The organism is Methanothrix harundinacea 6Ac (assembly GCF_000235565.1).
In the GTDB taxonomy this organism is placed as follows: Archaea; Halobacteriota; Methanosarcinia; order Methanotrichales; family Methanotrichaceae; genus Methanocrinis; species Methanocrinis harundinaceus.
This window is the reverse complement of the sequence record NC_017527.1, coordinates 71,194-89,786: the sequence shown is the minus strand read 5'-3', so window position 1 is coordinate 89,786 and position 18,593 is coordinate 71,194. Positions and strand designations below refer to the sequence as shown.

General features: G+C 62.6%; 22 protein-coding genes. 9 read left to right on the top strand and 13 right to left on the bottom strand.

The annotated features are described in order from the left end of the window. Positions 1 to 21: 21 nt before the first annotated feature. The 3 genes from MHAR_RS00435 to MHAR_RS00425 all read left to right on the top strand — a co-directional run bounded on the left by MHAR_RS00435 (position 22) and on the right by MHAR_RS00425 (position 2,287). On the top strand, positions 22 to 963 hold the full coding sequence (locus tag MHAR_RS00435) for an NOP5/NOP56 family protein (protein ID WP_014585664.1): 942 nt from the start codon (positions 22 to 24) through the stop codon (positions 961 to 963). A gap of 40 nt (positions 964 to 1,003) precedes the next feature. After that, the gene (locus MHAR_RS00430) at positions 1,004 to 1,558 is read left to right on the top strand and encodes a hypothetical protein (RefSeq protein WP_048144187.1); all 555 of its coding nucleotides are present in this window, start codon (positions 1,004 to 1,006) and stop codon (positions 1,556 to 1,558) included. Positions 1,559 to 1,690: 132 nt separating this feature from the next. Then, positions 1,691 to 2,287 (top strand): hypothetical protein, encoded by a 597-nt coding sequence (locus MHAR_RS00425; protein ID WP_228369573.1) that lies wholly within the window; start codon positions 1,691 to 1,693, stop codon positions 2,285 to 2,287. A 37-nt stretch (positions 2,288 to 2,324) separates the two neighbouring features. On the opposite strand, the gene MHAR_RS00420 is transcribed toward MHAR_RS00425, so the two are convergent. Together MHAR_RS00420 and alaXM are read right to left on the bottom strand one after the other, a co-directional pair. Continuing rightward, the gene (locus MHAR_RS00420) at positions 2,325 to 3,167 is read right to left on the bottom strand and encodes a methanogenesis marker 8 protein (RefSeq protein ID WP_014585661.1); all 843 of its coding nucleotides are present in this window, start codon (positions 3,165 to 3,167) and stop codon (positions 2,325 to 2,327) included. A gap of 2 nt (positions 3,168 to 3,169) precedes the next feature. Then, complete coding sequence (alaXM, locus tag MHAR_RS00415) at positions 3,170 to 3,877, bottom strand: alanyl-tRNA editing protein AlaXM (protein WP_014585660.1); 708 nt, start codon at positions 3,875 to 3,877, stop codon at positions 3,170 to 3,172. Between the two features lie 167 nt (positions 3,878 to 4,044). On the opposite strand from alaXM, the gene MHAR_RS00410 reads away from it, so the two are divergent. Continuing rightward, the gene (locus tag MHAR_RS00410) at positions 4,045 to 4,434 is read left to right on the top strand and encodes a helix-turn-helix domain-containing protein (protein WP_052300962.1); all 390 of its coding nucleotides are present in this window, start codon (positions 4,045 to 4,047) and stop codon (positions 4,432 to 4,434) included. Positions 4,435 to 4,606: 172 nt separating this feature from the next. Here the strand turns inward: MHAR_RS00410 and afpA are convergent, their stop codons facing one another. After that, a complete protein-coding gene (gene afpA / locus MHAR_RS00405; RefSeq protein WP_014585658.1) occupies positions 4,607 to 5,179 on the bottom strand; it encodes an archaeoflavoprotein AfpA in 573 nt (190 codons plus the stop codon). A 29-nt stretch (positions 5,180 to 5,208) separates the two neighbouring features. Next, a complete protein-coding gene (locus MHAR_RS00400) occupies positions 5,209 to 5,793 on the bottom strand; it encodes a flavodoxin family protein (RefSeq protein WP_014585657.1) in 585 nt (194 codons plus the stop codon). A gap of 109 nt (positions 5,794 to 5,902) precedes the next feature. On the opposite strand from MHAR_RS00400, the gene MHAR_RS00395 reads away from it, so the two are divergent. Continuing rightward, entirely contained in the window at positions 5,903 to 7,285 is a 1,383-nt protein-coding gene (locus MHAR_RS00395) for an MFS transporter (RefSeq protein ID WP_143763204.1), read from the top strand. A 96-nt stretch (positions 7,286 to 7,381) separates the two neighbouring features. On the opposite strand, the gene MHAR_RS00390 is transcribed toward MHAR_RS00395, so the two are convergent. The 8 genes from MHAR_RS00390 to aspS all read right to left on the bottom strand — a co-directional run bounded on the left by MHAR_RS00390 (position 7,382) and on the right by aspS (position 12,915). Further along, a complete protein-coding gene (locus tag MHAR_RS00390; protein ID WP_014585655.1) occupies positions 7,382 to 8,614 on the bottom strand; it encodes an ABC transporter substrate-binding protein in 1,233 nt (410 codons plus the stop codon). Between the two features lie 77 nt (positions 8,615 to 8,691). Next, positions 8,692 to 8,901, bottom strand: a complete 210-nt coding sequence (locus MHAR_RS13120) for a hypothetical protein (RefSeq protein WP_048144185.1) — start codon at positions 8,899 to 8,901, stop codon at positions 8,692 to 8,694. Next, entirely contained in the window at positions 8,820 to 9,089 is a 270-nt protein-coding gene (locus tag MHAR_RS14155) for an HNH endonuclease (RefSeq protein WP_187287830.1), read from the bottom strand. Before MHAR_RS14155 ends, MHAR_RS13120 begins: the two co-directional genes overlap by 82 nt. Positions 9,090 to 9,227: 138 nt before the next feature. Continuing rightward, positions 9,228 to 9,434: a hypothetical protein gene (locus MHAR_RS00375; RefSeq protein WP_014585654.1), complete on the bottom strand. Its 207-nt coding sequence runs from the start codon at positions 9,432 to 9,434 to the stop codon at positions 9,228 to 9,230. Positions 9,435 to 9,709: 275 nt separating this feature from the next. Further along, complete coding sequence (locus tag MHAR_RS00370) at positions 9,710 to 10,360, bottom strand: hypothetical protein (RefSeq protein ID WP_014585653.1); 651 nt, start codon at positions 10,358 to 10,360, stop codon at positions 9,710 to 9,712. 58 nt (positions 10,361 to 10,418) lie between these two features. Next, positions 10,419 to 11,141 (bottom strand): putative hemolysin, encoded by a 723-nt coding sequence (locus tag MHAR_RS00365; protein WP_048144183.1) that lies wholly within the window; start codon positions 11,139 to 11,141, stop codon positions 10,419 to 10,421. Further along, positions 11,065 to 11,400, bottom strand: coding sequence for a DUF333 domain-containing protein (locus MHAR_RS12695; RefSeq protein WP_081472226.1), 336 nt, complete (start codon positions 11,398 to 11,400; stop codon positions 11,065 to 11,067). The genes MHAR_RS00365 and MHAR_RS12695 overlap by 77 nt, the downstream gene beginning before the upstream one ends. A gap of 201 nt (positions 11,401 to 11,601) precedes the next feature. Then, positions 11,602 to 12,915 carry an aspartate--tRNA(Asn) ligase gene (gene aspS / locus MHAR_RS00360; RefSeq protein ID WP_048144709.1) on the bottom strand — a complete coding sequence of 438 codons (1,314 nt, stop codon included), beginning with the start codon at positions 12,913 to 12,915 and terminating at the stop codon, positions 11,602 to 11,604. Positions 12,916 to 13,224: 309 nt separating this feature from the next. On the opposite strand from aspS, the gene MHAR_RS00355 reads away from it, so the two are divergent. The 3 genes from MHAR_RS00355 to MHAR_RS00345 are packed head-to-tail and all read left to right on the top strand — an operon-like array spanning position 13,225 to position 16,899. Further along, positions 13,225 to 13,425 (top strand): hypothetical protein, encoded by a 201-nt coding sequence (locus tag MHAR_RS00355; RefSeq protein ID WP_143763203.1) that lies wholly within the window; start codon positions 13,225 to 13,227, stop codon positions 13,423 to 13,425. Next, positions 13,410 to 16,619: a DUF835 domain-containing protein gene (locus tag MHAR_RS00350; RefSeq protein WP_228369572.1), complete on the top strand. Its 3,210-nt coding sequence runs from the start codon at positions 13,410 to 13,412 to the stop codon at positions 16,617 to 16,619. Before MHAR_RS00355 ends, MHAR_RS00350 begins: the two co-directional genes overlap by 16 nt. Positions 16,620 to 16,644: 25 nt before the next feature. After that, positions 16,645 to 16,899, top strand: a complete 255-nt coding sequence (locus MHAR_RS00345) for a pro-sigmaK processing inhibitor BofA family protein (protein ID WP_048144707.1) — start codon at positions 16,645 to 16,647, stop codon at positions 16,897 to 16,899. 159 nt (positions 16,900 to 17,058) lie between these two features. Here the strand turns inward: MHAR_RS00345 and MHAR_RS00340 are convergent, their stop codons facing one another. Beyond that, positions 17,059 to 17,877 carry a DUF1614 domain-containing protein gene (locus tag MHAR_RS00340; protein ID WP_228369571.1) on the bottom strand — a complete coding sequence of 273 codons (819 nt, stop codon included), beginning with the start codon at positions 17,875 to 17,877 and terminating at the stop codon, positions 17,059 to 17,061. Positions 17,878 to 18,054: 177 nt separating this feature from the next. Here MHAR_RS00340 and MHAR_RS00335 point away from each other — a divergent pair, with 177 nt between their 5' ends. Beyond that, a complete protein-coding gene (locus tag MHAR_RS00335; RefSeq protein ID WP_014585647.1) occupies positions 18,055 to 18,561 on the top strand; it encodes a deoxyuridine 5'-triphosphate nucleotidohydrolase in 507 nt (168 codons plus the stop codon). Positions 18,562 to 18,593 lie beyond the last annotated feature (32 nt).

The window sequence follows — 18,593 nt, the reverse complement described above, 5'->3', positions numbered from 1 at the left end:
GCCGGGAGAAGGGATCTTGAGATGAAGATGAGGACCTGGTTTGGGCATATCGACGACGAATTCGGGGCTTCCCGCCTCCCCGGAGGGGCGGCGGAGATCGTCGAAGGGCTGATGGGGGTTTTGGAGGAGGAGGCCTCCTCGGGGTGGGAGGGCTCCGCCGGGAGGCCGGCGGTTCAGCCCGACATCCGGAAGGCCGCCCTGGAGGCGGGGCTCTTCCCCGACGACGCCGAGTACAACGCCGCCCTCCGAGAGGTGGCGATGGAGCTGGTGAGGAGGAGGCTCCGGGCCTCGACTGGGGCCGAGGCGGAGCTCCTCCAGACGATCGAGGCCCTCGACGACCTGAACGAGGTGATAAACCGCCTTGAGGAGCGGCTCTACGAGTGGTCCCGCCTCCACGACGACCGCCGCCTCCGGGGAAGAGCCCTGGCGGAGGCCCTCGCCGAGGAGGAGGAGGCGATAGGGGTCGTCGCCCGGTCCGTCCTCGACCTCGCCGACGCCCGCCGGTCGGTCCAGAGGAGCCTGGAGACGGCGACGGTCCAGGCCTCCCCGAACCTATCCAGCCTCGCGGGGCCGCTTTTGGCCGCGAGGATCATCTCCCGGGCCGGGGGGCTCGCCCGCCTCTCGGAGATGCCCGCCTCGGCGATCCAGGTTATGGGCGCCGAGAAGTCCCTCTTCAAGCACCTCCGGGGGAAGGCGCCTTCGCCGAAGCATGGCATGATCTACCGGCATCCGGCGGTCATGGGGACCCCCCGGAGGCTACGGGGGAGGGCGGCTCGGGCTCTCGCGGCGAAGCTCGCCATCGCTGCCAGGATCGACCGGTTCTCCGGCGAGGTGAACGATCGGCTGAAGCCTGCCCTCGACCGCCGGATCGATGAGATCAGGGCGAGCCCTGCGGGAAAGGGGAGGCCAGGGATGCCCTCCAGGGGGAGGAGGGGTAGGGGCGAGAGCCCATCAGATTTATAACGGACGGGCATTCATATCTCCCCAGAGGGAAGAGAGGTCGATGATGAAGGCAGGACTGGCGGTGCTCCTCGGCGTGGTGCTATTTCTGCTCGCCCCTCCGACGGCTCTTGGAGGCTGCGATGATCAGAAATGCAAGGATGCGGACTGGAAGATCGCCAAAAACGTCACCCACCAGTCGTCGATATTCCTGATCGGCTACATGAACGAGATGGGAGTATACCAGACGGAGAGGGGTGCGGCTGGAAGCAAGCTCGCCTACAGCGTCAGCGGTAGCGGAACCGCCTCGAAGACGATGACGGTCTACGTCGACGAGGGCGGGAGCTGTGGTGGCAGCTGCGGCGGCGATGGGGGCGGGAGCGGGATATACCTCAACATCCAGGCCGAGTACAACTACCATCCTTACACCTTCGTCCCAGAGACCACCACCTACGGCCGCGAGGCTGAGGGCCACCTCAGATCTGCCCTCCGGGCCAAGAACCGGGTCGTCGGAACGGAGATCGCCGAGAGGAGCCCCGGGGTCGATTACCTCCTGGCGGAAGAGGCCGCCCCCCAGCAAAGGCCGGCCCTGGAGGTCCTCCGCCTGGGTTCCTGGTGATGGAGGCGGCATCGTGGCATCTTCGATCGCTGGAGCCTATCGGGATCTCGGGGGGTTCGGGACCCATCAGATTTATAATGGATGTGCCAGAATATGGGAATAGGAAAGGGGTATATGATGAAGGTCAGAGTTTTGCTGCCGCTGGTCGTCCTCGCCATGATCCTCTCGATGCCTGCCACCTTTGCTGCATGGAGCTCTGACTGGCGCATCTCCAAGGACGTCACAGAGCATTCTTACGTCCACCTGAGCGGCTACATCGACGAGATGAAGGTCTACCAGACCGATAGGGGTTTCCACGGGCAGAAGCTCGTCGTCGGGACGAGGGGATCCGGCATGATCGACAGGAGGCAGACCGCCTACGTCTACGACGACGAGATGTACTTCAACGAGTGGGGGACCTTCGACCACCGGTCCGTCCAGGACGGGACCGGCGAGAGCGACCTTCGAAACGCCCTCTGTGCCAAGAACTACAGGCTCGGAACGGTCATATCCGAGAGCTACACCAACCTGGACTACCTGATAAAGGACACCACCATCTTCCAGAGCGACAACGCCTCCATCTACCAGGTCGCCTCCCATGGGAGGGGGACCGCCCGCCTCGGGGCCCGGGTGCAGGATGGCCCCTGCCGGGGCACCGCCATCATGACCTACGGCGGGACCTACATCGGAGAGTTCAACATCCGGCAGGAGATCGGATCGGGGAGCGAGCTCTACCTACCCTGCCCCTGAGCCGGGGCCAGACCAACTCCCTTTTCCGGCCCCTCCCCTAGACCAGGGGGCGGGGCTGCTTATTCTCCGGGAGGACCGGCAAAGGCATCGTATTTATCAGGATAGGCCGATCCACCTCCTTCGCCCGCTCCACCAGGACCTCCTTACCCCAAGCCGTCAGGCCGAAGAGGGGCACCGCCGTCCCCACCTGGACGAGGGGCCGGACCTTCTCCCGGAGGGGCTTGGAGGCGCAGCTCGTGACGATGTCGGCGGCGGCGAGGAGCCTCTCCGCCCCCTCCTCCCCGATCCCCGTCAGGTGGACCCCCACGACCAGGATCCGGACGTCCCTCTCCTTCTCCAGGGCCCGGAGCCTCTCGGCGGTCTCGGCATCGGCGACGGTAACCGCAAAGCTTTTGTATCGCTCGGCCGCGATCTTTGCCCCCGCCACCTGGTCTATCCTGGCGGTCGCGGGGTCCAGGACGACCCCGCCCCGGGCCTCGATCCCGGCGAGGACCTCGGGGATCGGATCGGTGGTGACGAGCCCCGATATCCACCCCCCCATCCCCTGGATGAGGCTGGGGTTTGCGGTGACCACCGTCCCCGCGCCGTCGCAGACGGTGACGGCCGCCTCGATGAGCCCCCGCCGCGTCGCCGTCATCATCACCTCTGAGGCGCCGAAGCCGACGAAGACGTCCATCTCCAGCTTCCGAGCCGGGGTGAACATCCCGTGCTCTCTCATCCGGAACTCCATGTTGGCGGCCGCCGCCTCGGAGGTGATCTCCTTTATACCCCGGACCTTGTCGAAGAGGGGGCACCACCGGAGGAGGGGCTCGCCGGTCTCGACGACCCGGCCGTCCTTGACCACGACCCGCGTCCTTCCCAAAAGCTCCATCTCGTCCAAGCTCAATCACCCCTCTGGACTTCGAAGTAGACCCGGCGGTTCGCCTTCCCCTTGTTCTCCGCCTTCAGCATCTTTATCCTGCCGATCTCGCCGGTCCTCTGGACGTGGGTTCCGCCGCAGGCCTGAAGGTCGATCCCCTCCACCTCCACGCCCCTCACCACCTCCCGGTCGGGGACCTCTTTGGCGAGCCTCACCAGGGACGGGATCTCCATCGCCTCCTCCCTCGGGATGAGGCGGATCGAGACGGCCCGGTCCTGCCGGATGATCTCGTTGACCGTCTCGACGTAATCGGCGAGGTCCGACCGATCGAAATCCTGGAGGCTGAAGTCGACCCTGGATCTGTCGATGCCGATCTGGTTTCCTGTGATCATAGCCCCCGTCCTCTGGAAGATGACGGCGGAGAGGAGGTGGCAGGCGGTGTGGCTCCGCATGATGAGGTGCCTCCTCTCCCAGTCGATCTCCCCCCTCACCAGCTCTCCGGCCACCAGGCCCGGCCGCCCCACCCGGTGGGCGATCTTGCCGTCGGCGGGTCGGACGTAGACGACCGGAAACGACTCGCCGCCCATCGCCAGGGTTCCGGTGTCGTGGGGCTGGCCTCCGGAGTCGGGGTAGAAGGCGGTCTTATCCAGGATGACCTCATCATCCAAGACCTCCACCACCCTCCCCTCGAAGCTCTTAAGATAGCTGTCAGTGGAATATAGCCTGATCACGAGATCGCCTCTCAATCCAGATAATATCTCGGATTGTATCTCGGCCGGGGCGGGTAAAATCCCTTTCGATCCCGGGGGTCCCGTTCAGAGGAACGGCGCGCCCGGTCCGGATTAGATGATAATTATTTTGAACGAAACTTATATATGGATCTATAACTACCAGTACAATGGTGACCGGATTGAGGAATGTTTCGCTACCCACTCAGACCGTTGAACGCGAAGAGTTCGCATCGATCCTGATGAAGATAGGCCTCAAAAGGAATGTGGCTAAGGTCTTGACCTACCTCGCCTGCGTCGACGAAGCCACCAGCCGGGAGATAGAGATGGGGTCGGACCTCCGGCAGCCCGAGGTCAGCATAGCCATGAGGGAGCTCCGGAAGCTCGACTGGATCTCCGAGAGGGACGAGAAGAACCCGGGGAAGGGGAGGCCCTATCGGATATACAAGCTGAAGAAGGGGCTCTACGACATCATCGATTACCTGGAGACGAACAAGAAGACCGAGACCGACCAGGTGATGACCAAGATCAGCAGGCTGAAGGAGCTGAAGTCCTCCTGATCGGCGGAATGCCTATTCTATTCTGAGATTCTGGTGGTCGGTGGCGGAGATGGGGGGTTCGCCACCTTCAGAGAGGAGCCTCGATCCGTCCCTCTGCCATCCATCTATCCTCATCCGTCCGTCCCTCGGCGATCCATTTTTCCTCCGCCCAACCCTCCTTCGGAGCGGCCGGTCAACCGAAGTGCCTCTCGAAGATCTTCGGGATATCCTCGGGCCTCTCCAGCATCGTCACCCCCTCCATCGCCGCCAGCCTCTTCACGTGCTCCACGTCCTCCTTTCGGATGACGAGGGTCAGGTCCCTCCCGTCGGGGAGGGTCGTCACCACCTCCCCCTCCTGGAAGTCGGAGGGCATGATGTACAGCGGGAGCATCACCTTCTGGCTCATGATGGCGGCGTTGGTGAGCATGGTGTCCGCGATCCTCAAGGAGATCTTGGCGACGGTGTTGGAGGTGGCGGGGGCTATGAGGATTAACTCGAACCTCCCCATCTGGACCTGCCCCGCCAGGAAGGGGGCGTTGGCGTTCGCCTCCACCCAGATCTTGTCGAACTCCTCCTCCAGCTCCGGGAAGAGCTTGTAGTACTTCACCACCTGGTCTCCGGCCTTAGAGATGTAGACCCGGATCTCGACCTCATCGTCGTACTTTCGCCTCATCTCCTTCATCACGGCGGCTGTCTCCCGGATCCGGTCGCCCGACCCCGTGATCCCCCAGACGACCCTCTTCTTCTTGGGCCTCTTCTCAGTCATCTTCTATCCTTATCCATCCACCCCTTGATTTATTTTTCCTTGCCCAAGAGGTCGGAGAACCTCCGGATTGTCTTCCGGAGGGACCGCCACCCCTCGGCGTCCTCCATCGCCCCCTCCAGGGTGTCCTTCGACCAGAAGGTGGCGCCGAGGTTCGCCCCGAAGGAGCCGCCGCCAACGGGTATGACGCCGTTCAAGACGTAGAAGGCGATGATCTGAGTGATGGCCAGCTCCTGGCCCCCCATCCGATCGCCGCCGACGGCGACGGCCATCCCGGCCTTCCCCCTGAAGAAGTCGAAGTCGGCGGCCACGAGGGCCCGGCACCGGTCCATCACCGCCTTCGTCTGGGCGCTGACCCCGCCGTTGTAGACCGGGGTCGCAAAGACGATCCCGTCGGCCTCCTGGAGGAGGGGGTAGAGCTGGTACATGTCGTCTCTTATCCTGCACTCCTTGTTGGTGAGGCAGAAGTCGCAGTGGAGGCAGGGGCTGATCCTCTTTCCCCGGACGGTGAAGGAGGTGGTGGCAAAGCCCCTCTCCTCCAGCATCCTGAGGGCCTCTTTGAGGATGTGGTCCGTCGCCTTCTCCCGGGGGCTGCCGCATATTCCCACGATCTTCATGGTCGATATATTAATTTCGTATGCGATTTATATTTGTCCATCCCCCCCCGCCCGGCCCAGCTCCGACCGAGGGGAGGAGGTATATATCTCCTCTCCAAATCCCCAAGGGATGTGCGAAGCCGAGAGCAAAAGTAGCGTCCTCTTCATCGCCACCGTCGCCGCCTTCCTCCCGGCCTTCGCGAACTCGGCGATCAACGTCGCCCTTCCTCCGATAGGCGTCGAGTTCGGGATGGACGCCGTCCTCCTGGGGTGGGTGGTCACCTCCCACCTCCTGGCGATGGCGGTCTTCATGGTCCCCCTGGGGAGGGCCGCCGACATCTGGGGGAGGAAGAGGTTCTTCACCCTGGGGATGGGGATCTTCGCCGCATCCTCCCTCTTCTGCGCTTTTCCCAGCTCCGGCTCCGCCCTCATATTCTTCCGGCTCTTCCAGGGGATGGCGAGCGCCATGATCTTCGGGACGGCCGTCGCCCTCCTCACCAGCGTATTCCCGCCGGGGGAGAGGGGGAGGGCCCTGGGGATCAACGTCACCGCCGTCTACCTCGGCCTCTCCCTCGGCCCCTTCCTGGGGGGGATCCTCACATCTTACCTGGGGTGGCGGAGCATATTCCTGGTGAACGTCCCTCTGGGCGCGTGGGTCGTCCTCCTCACTCTCCGGAGGCTAGAGGGGGAGTGGGTGGAGGCGGCCGGGGAGAGGTTCGACTGGCTCGGCTCCTCGATATACGCCCTCGCCCTCATCTCGACGGTCTACGGCCTCACCAGCCTCCCCTCAGCCGCAGGGGCAGGCTTCCTCGCCCTCGGCCTCCTCGGCCTCCTCGCCTTCGGCCTGGTGGAGCTGAGGAGCAGAAGCCCCGTCCTCAACGTCCGGCTCTTCCGGGATAACCGGGTCTTCGCCCTATCGAACCTCGCCGCCCTGATAAACTACGGGGCGACCTTCGCCGTCGCCTTCGTCCTCACCCTCTACCTCCAGACGGTGAAGGGGCTATCGCCCCTCGCGGCCGGGTTCGTCCTCGCCTCCCAGCCCGCCGTCCAGGCGGTCCTATCGCCCTGGGCGGGGAGGCTCTCCGACCGGATCGAGGCCCAGGTCGTCGCCTCCGCCGGGATGGGGTTCGTCGCCGCGGGGCTCCTCCTCCTCGCCCTCGGCCTCGACGGCGAGACGGGATTGGGCTTCATCGTCGCCGTCCTCGCCCTCCTCGGCCTCGGCTTCGCCTTCTTCTCGTCGCCGAACACCAACGCCATCATGAGCTCTGTAGAGAAGAGGGACTACGGCGTCGCCTCGGGGATGGTGGGGACGATGAGGTCGATCGGGATGATGGCCTCCATGGCCATCGCCATGACCTTTCTCTCGATATTCATGGGGCGGGTCCAGGTGACCCCGGAGGTCTATCCGCAGTTTCTGGAGGCGGTGACCGCCGTCCTATCGGTCTTCTTCGTCCTCTGCGTCCTCGGGATCTTCGCGTCCCTGGCGAGGGGGAAGGTGAGGCGGGGGGAGTGAGCGCTCCGGCATGGCTCGCCCCTCTCTCTCCACCTCCAAATACATCCCTTTGCAGCCCGTTGGATCTCTTCCTTTGACCTGGGGGAGCTCTCCGGATCAGGAGGGCTCATCCCCAGGGATCCAAAATACCCCCTCGTAGGGATTGAATATGTATCTGCTCAGAGGTACATTCTGGGGTATGCCATCCGAGTCTCTCAAGGACCAGAAGGTGTAGAAAGCGAAAGCCCTATCTCCAGCATCGTTCAGGACGGCATCGCCTGAATATCCTCTATAGGTCCTGGCAAAGACGGGGAGAGCCCTCATGAAGTCGGCAGGGTCGCTGGATCCGGTCAAAAGATATGTATAAGTGATCAGCCAGGCGGCATCGTAGTCGTTCATGGCATAGGAGACCATATCGATCTTCTGCCTCTCTCTGATATCCTCGGCGATCCTCCTGACAACGGACGAATTTCCCTGGCTGAATGTCGGATATATGAAGCCAACTTTTATGGCGAACTGGGCCGCCCTCTCATCCTCCCTGATCAAGACCCCTGACGGATCGGTGCCATACCATCTGGCCGATGCCAACGCCGGATCCCTCGATGCCTGGACCAGAATCTCCATCGACTCGTCGAAGGCAATAAGATAGACTGCAACGGCGCCATCGCCGTATTCATCGCGGGCGTCTTCCAGAAGAGCCCTCAGATCTCCAAGGATCTGAGAGAAGTCATCTGAATTGGGGTTGTATCTCAGGGGGGTCATCTTCACCCCACCCATCTGGCTCAGGCTTTCAGCCGTAGCGTTTATGAGGTCGTTGCCCCAGACGTCATTTCTGGCAAGTGCCACCACGGCTTTTGCTCCGTTCCTCGTCATCAGATCGGCCATCGCATTTGCCAGGTTGGTATCATCGGAGGCCAGCCGGAAGGTCGTATCGCCAGAGATGGCCAAGCTCGGGGCGGTGCTGCCACCGCTTATGAGAATTATGCCACTTTCGTTGGCGTACTCCCTCACCCTTGAGAGGGACGCGCTATCCTCGGGGCCAATGATGATCCTCAACCCTTGGGCCTCCAGCTCCTTCAAGGCCTCGAATGTGGCCTCTGGGTCGGTCCTGGTATCCTTTACGATGATTTGTATTCTGGTCGATTTATTCATATCTGTAAGGAAATTGTTGATATCGGCCTCGGCATGCTCCAGGGCGATCTGAGCCGATATTCCTGTGCTGGCCCAATCGCCGCTCATGGGTAGCAGTGCACCGATAGTCAGGTTTTCTTGGTCGCAGATCCCGCTGGCCGGAGAAAGATGGCCGGTTGCCATCACCGTTAAGACTAACAGAATGGAGGTGAGCCTCATGGCCAAAGGCTATCTTTTTTCCTCATCATAAAACTGGCGACTTTGGGATAGAACGTAAGAGACCACCCGGCAACTGGCTAGACGCTGGCGTCATCGTCGGAGGAAATAAAAATTAATATAATATTTATTCCCTCCTGTATCGCCTCAAAATCCGGCCTCATCCCCTCTTGTTCCAACGCCCTCTTCCATTTTTCGTCCTCTCTGCTCAGTTGATCTCTGTAACTCGGAGCAAGGGCGAGAAATATGCTACTTCCTCCATCCCAAGATCCATCTGAAGACTGGGGCAATAGGCTTCCCTCTCCCCTACCTTTGCTCGAATGCAGACAACGCAGCATACGACCAGGTTCTCAAAGGTATCGTATCCTCCCCAATCTTCTGGGATGATGTGGTCGACGGTCGCCCCGCTCCTCTTCAGGAGCTCATTTCGCTCGTGAGGATCCCTATAAACGCTACCCAGCCGGTGGATGGCAACCACTTTGCCCGTCTGAGCAAGATAAAATCGGGCGCTACAATAACGACATGTAAAGCCGTCACGAACCAGAACGCGGGCATTGATGCCAATATTCGGTATAATATATTCTATATTGCGCTATTTAAATAATCTCTCAAGCCATCAATCCTCTGACCCCTTCTTCTCCCGGCCGTACCCCTCCTTTATCGCCTCCACCATCTCGTCGTCCGCCTCCACCACCAGGGCCCCCATGTAGTTGCAGTCTTTGCAGTGGTAGACCTTCCCGACGTAGCCGCCGGTCTCAAGGTACATCTCGGAGCTCCCGCAGACCGGGCAGACCTCCACCATCCTCTCCCTCTTCTTCTCCATCTTTTCGGACGTTCCCCACTCCCCCTTTCGTCTCTGGCTGGCTGAAGCGCTCGCAAGCCGTCGGAGGCAGGCCTCGATGGCGGCCCAAACTTATGCGGTATTTTAAACCCATCCAGGCTATATATCTTTTGGCCCGCCGTCGACCGCTGGAATTCTTGCCGCCCGCAAAGATGGATGGAGCATCTTCGACGAAAAATGAGGCGGAAGGGCCCGCCCTTCGAGGTGGGGCGCTGTCTCCGCCCGCAGGGCCCTCCGCCACCTCAGAAGGCCGCCCTCTACCTTTCGTCCGAGGAGGGGGGGGCCTGAGGGATGACGTCCACCCTCGCCAGGAACTCCTCGAACTCCTCTGGCGCCATCTCGCCGGAGACGCCGTAGACCGACTCGATCCTGCAGACGGTCCGGTCGTCGACGGCGAAGAGGACGAGGTAGACGGCCGGAAGGGCTAGGCCATCGCCGTACTCCCAGACTGCTTTATATAGAGACGTCTCCTTCGGGTTGATCCTCCCCACGGTGACGTCCTTGACGGCGGAGATCGTCAGGTTCGCCACCTCCCCGCCGAGGCCGAAGGGGGTGGTGGGAAGCCCCCCCTCCGGGGGCGCGTTGTAGGTCTCGATCTGGATCCCGACGTTCGACTCCAGGGTCAGAAGGTCGTGGGGCACGTCCGCCAGGTCCTCCGAGGCCGTCCCGATGGTGAAGGTCTGACGGGTGAAGTTCATCGCCGAGGCCACCGCCTCCGGCCACGCCGACCCCCTCACCACCAGGGGGTAGGTGATCCTTCCCGCCTCAGCCTCCTGGGTGTCGTTTCTCACCAGGTCGGAGTCTATCGCTATCGAGTAGTCGCCGGCCTCGATCGTCACGAGGCTGGCCGCAGCGGGGCTGGCCGCCGCCAGGGCCGCCATCAGCAGCAAGATGCTCGTCGTCTTCAATTCATCACCTTCTCATCGATCAGATCCGGCGAAGGCCGATCCCGATATGGATCGGCCTTCAGGGGATCAGGTCCACCCCCGTCGTCGAGGCGCCCGCTGGGCGGAGGCCGCAGGGGGTCCAGTCGGCCTTGACGCTGACGAAGATGACGTTGCTCGGGACCCCGTCCAGGGTGAAGATCGCCATCATCAGCCCCGGAGTGCTGGCCTTGAGGACGATCTGATGGTACCCCGTGGTGGAGTACCCCAGGTCCAGCCTCCTGACGTCTCCGCTGAAGTCCATCAGGTAGAGGTTCACCGCCCCGTTCCTGGGAAGGTATAGGACCTCGGTGATCCAGGCGTCCAGGGGCGATATCCCGTTCCAGGACCATCCTGAAGAGGTGACGACCCAGAGGGTGGGGTCTGTGGCGGGGAAGCTCCCCTCGAAGCTCCTCCAGGGGACGAAGCTCCCCTGGCTGTAGACCGCCGCCGGAGGCGACGACTTCGGCTCAAAGTCCAGGATCGTCTCCTCCCCTCCCGCCGGCGGCGGGGTGCAGGTGTAGATCGCCGTCGGGGCCTGGGGCTTGGGGACGGGGGGGACCGGCGTCGGTTGGGGTTTTGGTTTTGGCGTTGGGCTGTACTGGCAAGAGCCCCGGTAGAAGGCCCACTCCTCGCAGGAGGAGCCGTCCGGGAAGACGCAGTACCCGACCTCTCCCCCCGTCCTCGGGTCAGTCCTGATGACGGAGGTGTACCCCAGGGCCTTGCAGTAGGCGGAGGCGGGGTTTGGCATCCCTATCGGCTTCAACGGCTCGGGGTTGTAGCTGCAGTCTCCCCGATAATAAGTCCCAGGCGTCGCAGGAGGAGCCGTCGGGGAAGACGCACCTTCCGTCGGAGTACCGGTATCCCTGATTGGTACAGTAGGTGGCGGCGGGGTTCGCCATCTCGACCCCATCTTCGGTTCCGGGCCCTCCGATCCAGCCGATGGGATCATCCTCCTCGCCAGATCCTGCGGTTGCGAGGCAGAGAAGGGTCGATAGGAGCAGCATCTTCTCAAACAAATTCATTCCATCCCTCCGTCAGAGTGGGGGCTGAAGAACATGGAATGACAATTGGATAAGTTGATAGATATAGTTTTTGGACTCATCCCCCTCGGTCGAAGACGCCGATCCGAGGCCATCTCCCATCGGATCAGATCCTCCGGAATTGGCCCAACGTTGGCAAAAAAATGGGCTGGCGGATCTTCATCCGCCAGATCTGCCCGAGGCTCAGGGGACGAGCCTTCTCCGGTCCCGGGGGAAGAGGACCGCGTCCCTGATGTTCTCGAGGCCCAGCATCGTGAGGACAACCCTCCCGAGGCCGAGGCCCCAGCCGGCGTGGGGGGGCATCCCAAACCGGAAGGCCCTCAGGTAGAACTCGAACCCCTCGGGGTCGAGCCCCTGCCGCCTGATCTTCTCGACGAGGAGGGCGGGGTCGTGGACCCTTTGGGCGCCGCTCGCAAGCTCCATCGTGGGGTGCATCAGGTCGAAGCCCCGGCTGATCTCGGGCCTATCCTCATAGGGCTGGGTGTAGTAGGGCTTTATCGTCGTCGGCCACTCGGTCATGAAGTAGTGCTCGCCGATGGCGGAGCCTATCGCCCTCTCCGCCTCGGTGTCCAGGTCGTCGCCCCACTCGATCTCGTTCTCCCGGCCTTCATTTGCTATCTTTAGGGCCTCGGTGTAGGTCACCCTCTTGAAGGGGGTCTTGGGGGCGGCGAGGTCGACCCCTAGGGCCGAGAGGTCCTTCTGACACCTATCGGCGACGTCGGTGTAGGCCTTGGCCATCGCCCGCTCCAGGAGGGCCATCACGTCCTCCTCGTCGGCGAAGCTGACCTCAACGTCGATGGATATCGCCTCGTTGAGGTGGCGCCTCGTATCGTGCTCCTCGGCCCGGAAGATCGGGCCGATCTCGAAGACCCGGTCGAGGCCCGCCGACATCAGCATCTGCTTGTAGAGCTGGGGGCTCTGGTTGAGGAACGCCTCCCGCTCGAAGTAGGTGATGGGAAAGAGGGCGGTCCCCCCCTCCGTAGCCGTCGCCACCACCTTGGGGGTGCAGACCTCGATAAAGCCGTTTTCGGAGAAGAACTCCCGGAAGGAGCGGAGAACCTCGCTCTCGATCCGGAAGACCGCCAGCACCGGAGGCCTCCGGAGGTCGATGAACCTCGAGTCGAGCCTGGTGTCGAGGTCTGCTCCCACCTTGCCCGTGGGGTCCATCGGCAGGGGAGACTCCGCCTCGTTGAGGAGGTCGATCTCCGAGGGGATGATCTCATAGCCCCGGGGCGCCTTCGGCTCCCCCTTCACCCTCCCCCGGACGAGGAGGACGCTCTCCCGGCTGAGCCGTCTCACCCTCTCCAGGAGGTCTTTATCCACCTTCTTTGCGACCAGGGTCACCTGAGCGAACCCCTCCCGGTCCCGGAGGACGAGGAAGCAGATTCCGCCTAGGTCCCGGACCTCGTGGGCCCACCCCGCCAGGGTCACCTCGGAGCCGTCCATCTCCGGGAGTATATCCCCTGAATAATGAGTTCTGAGGACCAAAAACGTCACCGATGGGAGAATAGGGTTCTGATATAAAAGCAGTCCGCAGATCGAGAGGGGCGGGGATCGGCCGCCTCCGTCCAACAGAGCCAAATAGGATAAGCCGTTCATTAACATAATATTATGGCAATCCGACCCCTCGGGCCCATCTCCTCTCCGCCTGCGCCGCCGTTCGGGCCGGGAAGGGGGATCAGCAGGGGCCTTAAAGGAGGCTCTGGGTTGGATGGTGGGGCCCTACCAATCGATCTTGCATCCGGCAGATATATCTAAGAGGGGAGCCCAGGCGGCTCCAGGCCTGCTGTCACCATGAAGATATCGTTGAAAGATCTGATGGAGCAGGACGAGTTCTGGATCCTGCTCTTCTTCCTCGGAGGCGTCCTCCTCAACTGGCCCATCCTCTCCCTCCTGTCGGGCGGGGGGGAGGCCTCCGGCCGACCTTCGATACTAGTCTACATAATCTCGGTCTGGCTTCTGATCATCTCCTCGGCTTATCTCTTCGACAGGTGGACCTCGAGTTGATCAACCCCCTTCTTGCCCTGGCGGCGATGGTCCTATACCTCCTCCTCCTCTTCGGGATAGCCCATTACGCCGACAGAAAGCGCGAAATGGGCCGGAGCATCGTCTCCAACCCCTACGTCTACGCCCTCTCCTTCTCCGTCTACGTCACCGCCTGGACCTTCTACGGCTCCGTAGGAAGGTGCGCCACCGAGGGGCTCGGTTTCCTCCCGATATATCTGGGACCCTCCCTGGTGATGCTCCTCGGCTGGACGGTGATAAGGAAGATGATCGTCGTCTCGAAGGAGCACCGCCTCGCCACCATCAGCGACTTCATAAGCTTCAGGTACGGCAAGAGCTACGTCATAGGAGCCCTCGTCGCCGTAGCGATCCTGATCGTCATAACCCCCTACGTCGCCCTCCAGCTGATAGCCATATCCGAGTCCCTGACGATCATCAGCGGCGACTATCACGAGACCCTGGGGATGAGGAGGCTGATGGTGGCGGTCCTTCTTGCGGTCTTCGCCATCATCTTCGGAACGAGGCACCTCGACCCCCTGGAGCGGCACGAGGGTCTCATCGCCGCCGTCGCCTTCGAGTCGGTGGTCAAGCTCGTTGCCTTCCTCGCCGCGGGGATCTACATAACCTACGGCCTCCTCGGCGGCTACGGCGAGATCGTCGGCGGTATCGCCGAGAGCGTCGATTATTCTCATCTCCTGGAGGTGGATTACGTCTCCTGGATCACCCTTTTGGCGATGTCGTCCTTTGCCATCCTCTTCCTCCCCAGGCAGTTTCACGTCATGGTGGTGGAGAACTCCGACAAAGGGCACCTGAAGAAGGCGATGTGGCTCTTTCCCCTCTACCTCCTGCTGATAAACCTCTTCGTCCCGGCGGTCGCCTGGGGCGGCCTCCTCCTGGGGGCGCCGGGGAAGGCGGACATGTTCATGGTCTCCATCCCCATCAGCCAGGGGCAGGATCTCCTTGCCCTCCTGGTCTTCATCGGCGGCACCTCCGCCGCCACCGCCATGGTCCTCGTCGAGGCGGTGGCGGTGGGGACGATGATCTTAAACGACCTCGAGATGCCCTACATCGTCAGAAAGATCGGGAAGGGGCGGAACCTCCCTTCCCTCATCCTCTCCTTGAAGCGGCTGAACATCCTCCTGGTGGTGGGGCTCGGGTACCTATACTCCCTCCTGGTGGGATTTCCTGCCCTCGTCGACATCGGAACCCTCTCCTTCCTCGCCGCCTGCCAGCTCGCGCCCGCAGCCCTCGGCGGCCTCTACTGGAAGCGCGGCTGCAGGCAGGGGGCGATAGCGGGTCTTGTAGCCGGTTTCTTCGTATGGGCTTACTCCGCCCTTCTTCCCACTCTCGCCGAAGCCGGCTGGATCTCCAGGGAATTCATCGCCGCGGGTCCCTTCGGTATCGCCCTCCTCCGGCCGACGGCCCTCCTGGGGCTGGAGCTGGAGATCTGGTCCCACGCCTTCTTCTGGTCGATCCTGGCGAACTTCACCCTTTACGTCCTCTTCTCCCTCATCCACGAGCCGAGCGGGGAGGAGAAGGCCCTCGCCGAGAGCTTCGTCGACGTCTACAGGGCCCCTCCCCGGGTCGAGCCCTCTCCCCTCCTCCCCTTCGGCGAGAGCGTGGTGATAAGGGTCGGGACGGTCGACGAGCTGGAGGGGACGGTGGCCCGGTACATCGGGGCCGAGAGGGCGAAGAACGTCGTCGAGCTGAACCTCGCCGACCTCAAGACGACCCGGGAGGGGATCGATGCGAGGCAGCTCTTCGAGCTGAAGGACAGGCTGGAGAAGACCCTCACCGGCTCCCTGGGGCCGACGGCCACGAGGATGATCGTCGAGGACGAGGTGGGGGTGAAGCCGGTGGTGGAGGTGATCCAGGAGACGAGCCCCGTATACACCCTCGATCCGGGGAAGGTCTACATAATCCCGGAGAAGGCCTACGAGGTCTTCACCGACCAGATCACCCACGGGGTCGAGGGGCTCTGCATAACCTCCTCGGACCCCGAGGAGATCCGCTCGAGGTGGCACTTCACCGAGACCCCCATCATCAGGCTCAGCCACCAGCGGGGGCGGGGGGATAGGTACATAGCCCCCAACAACCTCCCCCTCATCTTCATAACGATAAAGTCCTTCGTCGAGAAGAGCAAGAACAACATCATCCTCCTGGACAGCCTCGAAGAGCTGATCGAGGAGAACGCCTCCACCGTCCCCGAGGCGGAGGTCCTCGACTTCGTCCACGCCCTGGAGGAGCTCTCCAGTAGGGGCAGGACGAGGCTCATCATCCAGGCGAGGCAGGAGTTCGTCAACAGAAGGCTATCTGCGGAGATCAACGAGGCCCATCAGCTGATCTTCCTCTTGGGCCCCCTCTCCGCCTACCTCTTCAAGGCCTTCGCCGACTCCTTCCTCAAGAGGCTCGACGAGCCGGCCAGGGGTACGGTCCAGAGGAGCATCGGGGAGATGGTGGAGACGGAGAAGGTCTTCGCCGGGATCCGGGGGGAGGGGGAGGACGTCGGCTGCGACCCCGAGATGGGCGAGATCGATCTCTCCTCCCGGGGGTCTTCTCTGAAGGTATATTCCAGGTCGAGGTTCAGCCGCTGGGAGTTCTTTGCGGCCCTGAGGCGCCTTGGGAGGGCGATCGAGGCGGCGGACCCGACCTTCGACCTCCTCCAGGCCGCAAGGCCCCTGATGGCCAAGTACGGCCTCCACCCCATAGAGCTCCGCCTCGCCCCCGGGACGACCTACGTCCTCGAGGAGGAGAAGCCGGTCCAGAGCCTGAGGATCTACGCCGACCTCGTCGCCCGGGGGGTGGAGGGGCTCTGCATCAGCAGGTACCACCCCGAGAGGCTGATGGAGAGGTACGGCCTCCCCCCCGAGAGGGTGATATGGCTGACCCAGTCGGCGGGGATTGGGCCGGAGGTGCGGCAGGTAGACCCCACCAACTTCCCGAGGCTCAGCGGGATGATCTCCGACTTCCTCTCCAGGGCCGATGAGCCCCTGATCCTGCTGGAAGGGCTCGGCTACCTGATAACCCAGAGCAACTACGAGTCGGTCCTGAGGTTCGTCCAGTCCCAGAGGGACGAGGTCGCCCTGAAGAGGGGGATATTGATGATCCACATCGACCCCCTGGCCCTGGACCTCAAGGAGAGGCACAGGCTCGTCAGCGAGATGGAGGTCCTCCTGGTCGGAGAGGAAAAGGGATGAATAAGGTTATGGCATGGGGTCGTTCATGGTCCAAGTCGAGATCCTGATCCTGGGATTGCTCCTCATATTCGCGATATACGCCTCTTTCAGCCTGATCATGAGGTCCGTAAAGTTTCTGGCCGTCCACACCCTCGTCGGCCTCCTCATCCTCTTCCTTGCCAACGCCGTCGGAGGCCTCGCCATCCCCTACAGCCTGCCGGTCCTTCTCGTCTGCGCCCTCCTGGGGGCACCGGGGGCGATCGCCGTCATCATCCTGGACTTCTTCGGCCTCGGCCTTTGAATCCTAGCCAGCCTCGAGAAAAATGATGGAGCTGAGGTGGCCGAGAGCCCCGCCGGCCGTCTCCATGCCCCCCTTCCACCTCCTCTTCCTCCTGCACTTCTCAGGCGGGCCCGGCCTTCCCGGGCCTCCACCTTTTGGGGCCCTTCCTCTCCTCCGGGTCTATCGATCCTGGCCGGTGCAGCTCTTCGATATGATCGTTCCGGATCGATGGAAGAAGTGGACGACGAAGGCCGCAAGGAGGACGGCGATGATCCCGGTGAGGAAGATGCCGTCGAAGACCCCCGCCCCGCCTATGGATAAGACGAGGGGCCTTGGGGCGATGCCCATCGAGCCGGGGCCGACCATCGGCGGGGCGAGGGCTGCCAGGACCCCGGGGGTGAGGAGGTTGAAGATGTCCGCTCCGAGGAGGGTTCCCATCGTCCCGCTGATGTAGGCGAGGGCGGGGGCGGCCTGGAGCCTCCTCGCCAGAACGAGGCCGGAGATGGCGGCGAGGGTGGGGGCTACGTAGACGGGGAGGAGGATCCCTTCGCCGGCGACAGGCATCGCCATCCTGTACGTTATAGCCGCCACGATCAGCGTCCCCAGGATCGCCCTCCTCGCTGAGACCTGGCACCGGACGAGGATAGTCAGGGATACGAGGATGGGGATGAGGCACCCGCCCAGGTTCACCGCCAGGACGACCGGGTGGAAGGTGGCGGGGAAGGAGAGGTCCAGGGCCGGCGATAGGATCGACGCCGCCCCGAGGAATATGGGGGGGTACTCGGTGATCGTCCCCGAGTGGAGGGGGAAATTGACGGAGCTTCCGAGGAAGCTTCCAAAGACCATCAGGAGGGCGTGCCAGTAGCGGAAACCCACCTGGTAGAAGGCCTCGGCCGAGAGGCGGAAGAAGAGGTATACGACTATGAGGGGGGCGGCGAGGATGAGCAGCAGGATCGCAAGGGAGATGGGGATGAGGAGCCATTCGAACAACTTCTGCACCAGCCAGACTATTTGTTCCGCAGATCCGCTCTAGCAGATCCGTTCCGCAGATCTGCTCCGCCTTATCGTCCCTCCGATCTGTTGGGGCGGTTAATATAACCTTCCCGATGACAGGGGCCGGCCGGGACCGAAAAGAGGATCTCTCTTGGTGAGGGCTGAAGGACGGAGGTTATTGATTTGTCCATAATTGCGGGAATAGAGCTGAGGGATCTCCTGGACCGGGGCGCAGTCACCGATATGGTCGACCCCGAGGTGCAGGTCCAGGTCTGCGGCGTCGACCTGACCTTGCGGTCCGTCGAGCTCTTCGCGACGCCGGGGGCGGTCGACTACGACAATCGGGAGAGAAAGGTCTCCAAGACCGAGGAGATCCCCTTCGACGAATCCGGGTGGGTCCACCTCGACCCTGGAGCTTATCTCGTCACCTTCAACGAGGCGGTCTCCATACCGAAGGATATCGCCGCCCTGGCAAGGCCCCGGTCGAGCCTCCTGCGGAGCGGGGCGACGGTCGAGACCGCCCTCTGGGACCCCGGCTATCGGGGCCGGAGCCAGTCCCTCCTCGTCGTCTTCAACCCCGGAGGCCTCCGGCTGAAGAGGAACGCCCGGCTGATCCAGCTCGCCTTCTACCGGCTCAGCGCCACCGCGGAGAAGGGGTACGAGGGGGCCTACCAGAACGAGAACCTCTGATCCCCTCTGATCTGATCCGCCCTGATATGATC

Excerpts from the sequence above, each read along its gene's own strand:
- MHAR_RS00395 (WP_143763204.1), top strand. The coding sequence starts at position 5,903 with ATGTGCGAAGCCGAGAGCAAAAGTAGCGTCCTCTTCATCGCCACCGTC.
- afpA (WP_014585658.1), bottom strand. The coding sequence starts at position 5,179 with ATGACTGAGAAGAGGCCCAAGAAGAAGAGGGTCGTCTGGGGGATCACG.
- MHAR_RS12695 (WP_081472226.1), bottom strand. The coding sequence starts at position 11,400 with ATGAATTTGTTTGAGAAGATGCTGCTCCTATCGACCCTTCTCTGCCTC.
- MHAR_RS00400 (WP_014585657.1), bottom strand. The coding sequence starts at position 5,793 with ATGAAGATCGTGGGAATATGCGGCAGCCCCCGGGAGAAGGCGACGGAC.
- MHAR_RS00390 (WP_014585655.1), bottom strand. The coding sequence starts at position 8,614 with ATGAGGCTCACCTCCATTCTGTTAGTCTTAACGGTGATGGCAACCGGC.
- MHAR_RS00345 (WP_048144707.1), top strand. The coding sequence starts at position 16,645 with ATGGTCCAAGTCGAGATCCTGATCCTGGGATTGCTCCTCATATTCGCG.
- MHAR_RS00430 (WP_048144187.1), top strand. The coding sequence starts at position 1,004 with ATGATGAAGGCAGGACTGGCGGTGCTCCTCGGCGTGGTGCTATTTCTG.
- MHAR_RS00410 (WP_052300962.1), top strand. The coding sequence starts at position 4,045 with ATGGTGACCGGATTGAGGAATGTTTCGCTACCCACTCAGACCGTTGAA.
- MHAR_RS00375 (WP_014585654.1), bottom strand. The coding sequence starts at position 9,434 with ATGGAGAAGAAGAGGGAGAGGATGGTGGAGGTCTGCCCGGTCTGCGGG.
- MHAR_RS00435 (WP_014585664.1), top strand. The coding sequence starts at position 22 with ATGAAGATGAGGACCTGGTTTGGGCATATCGACGACGAATTCGGGGCT.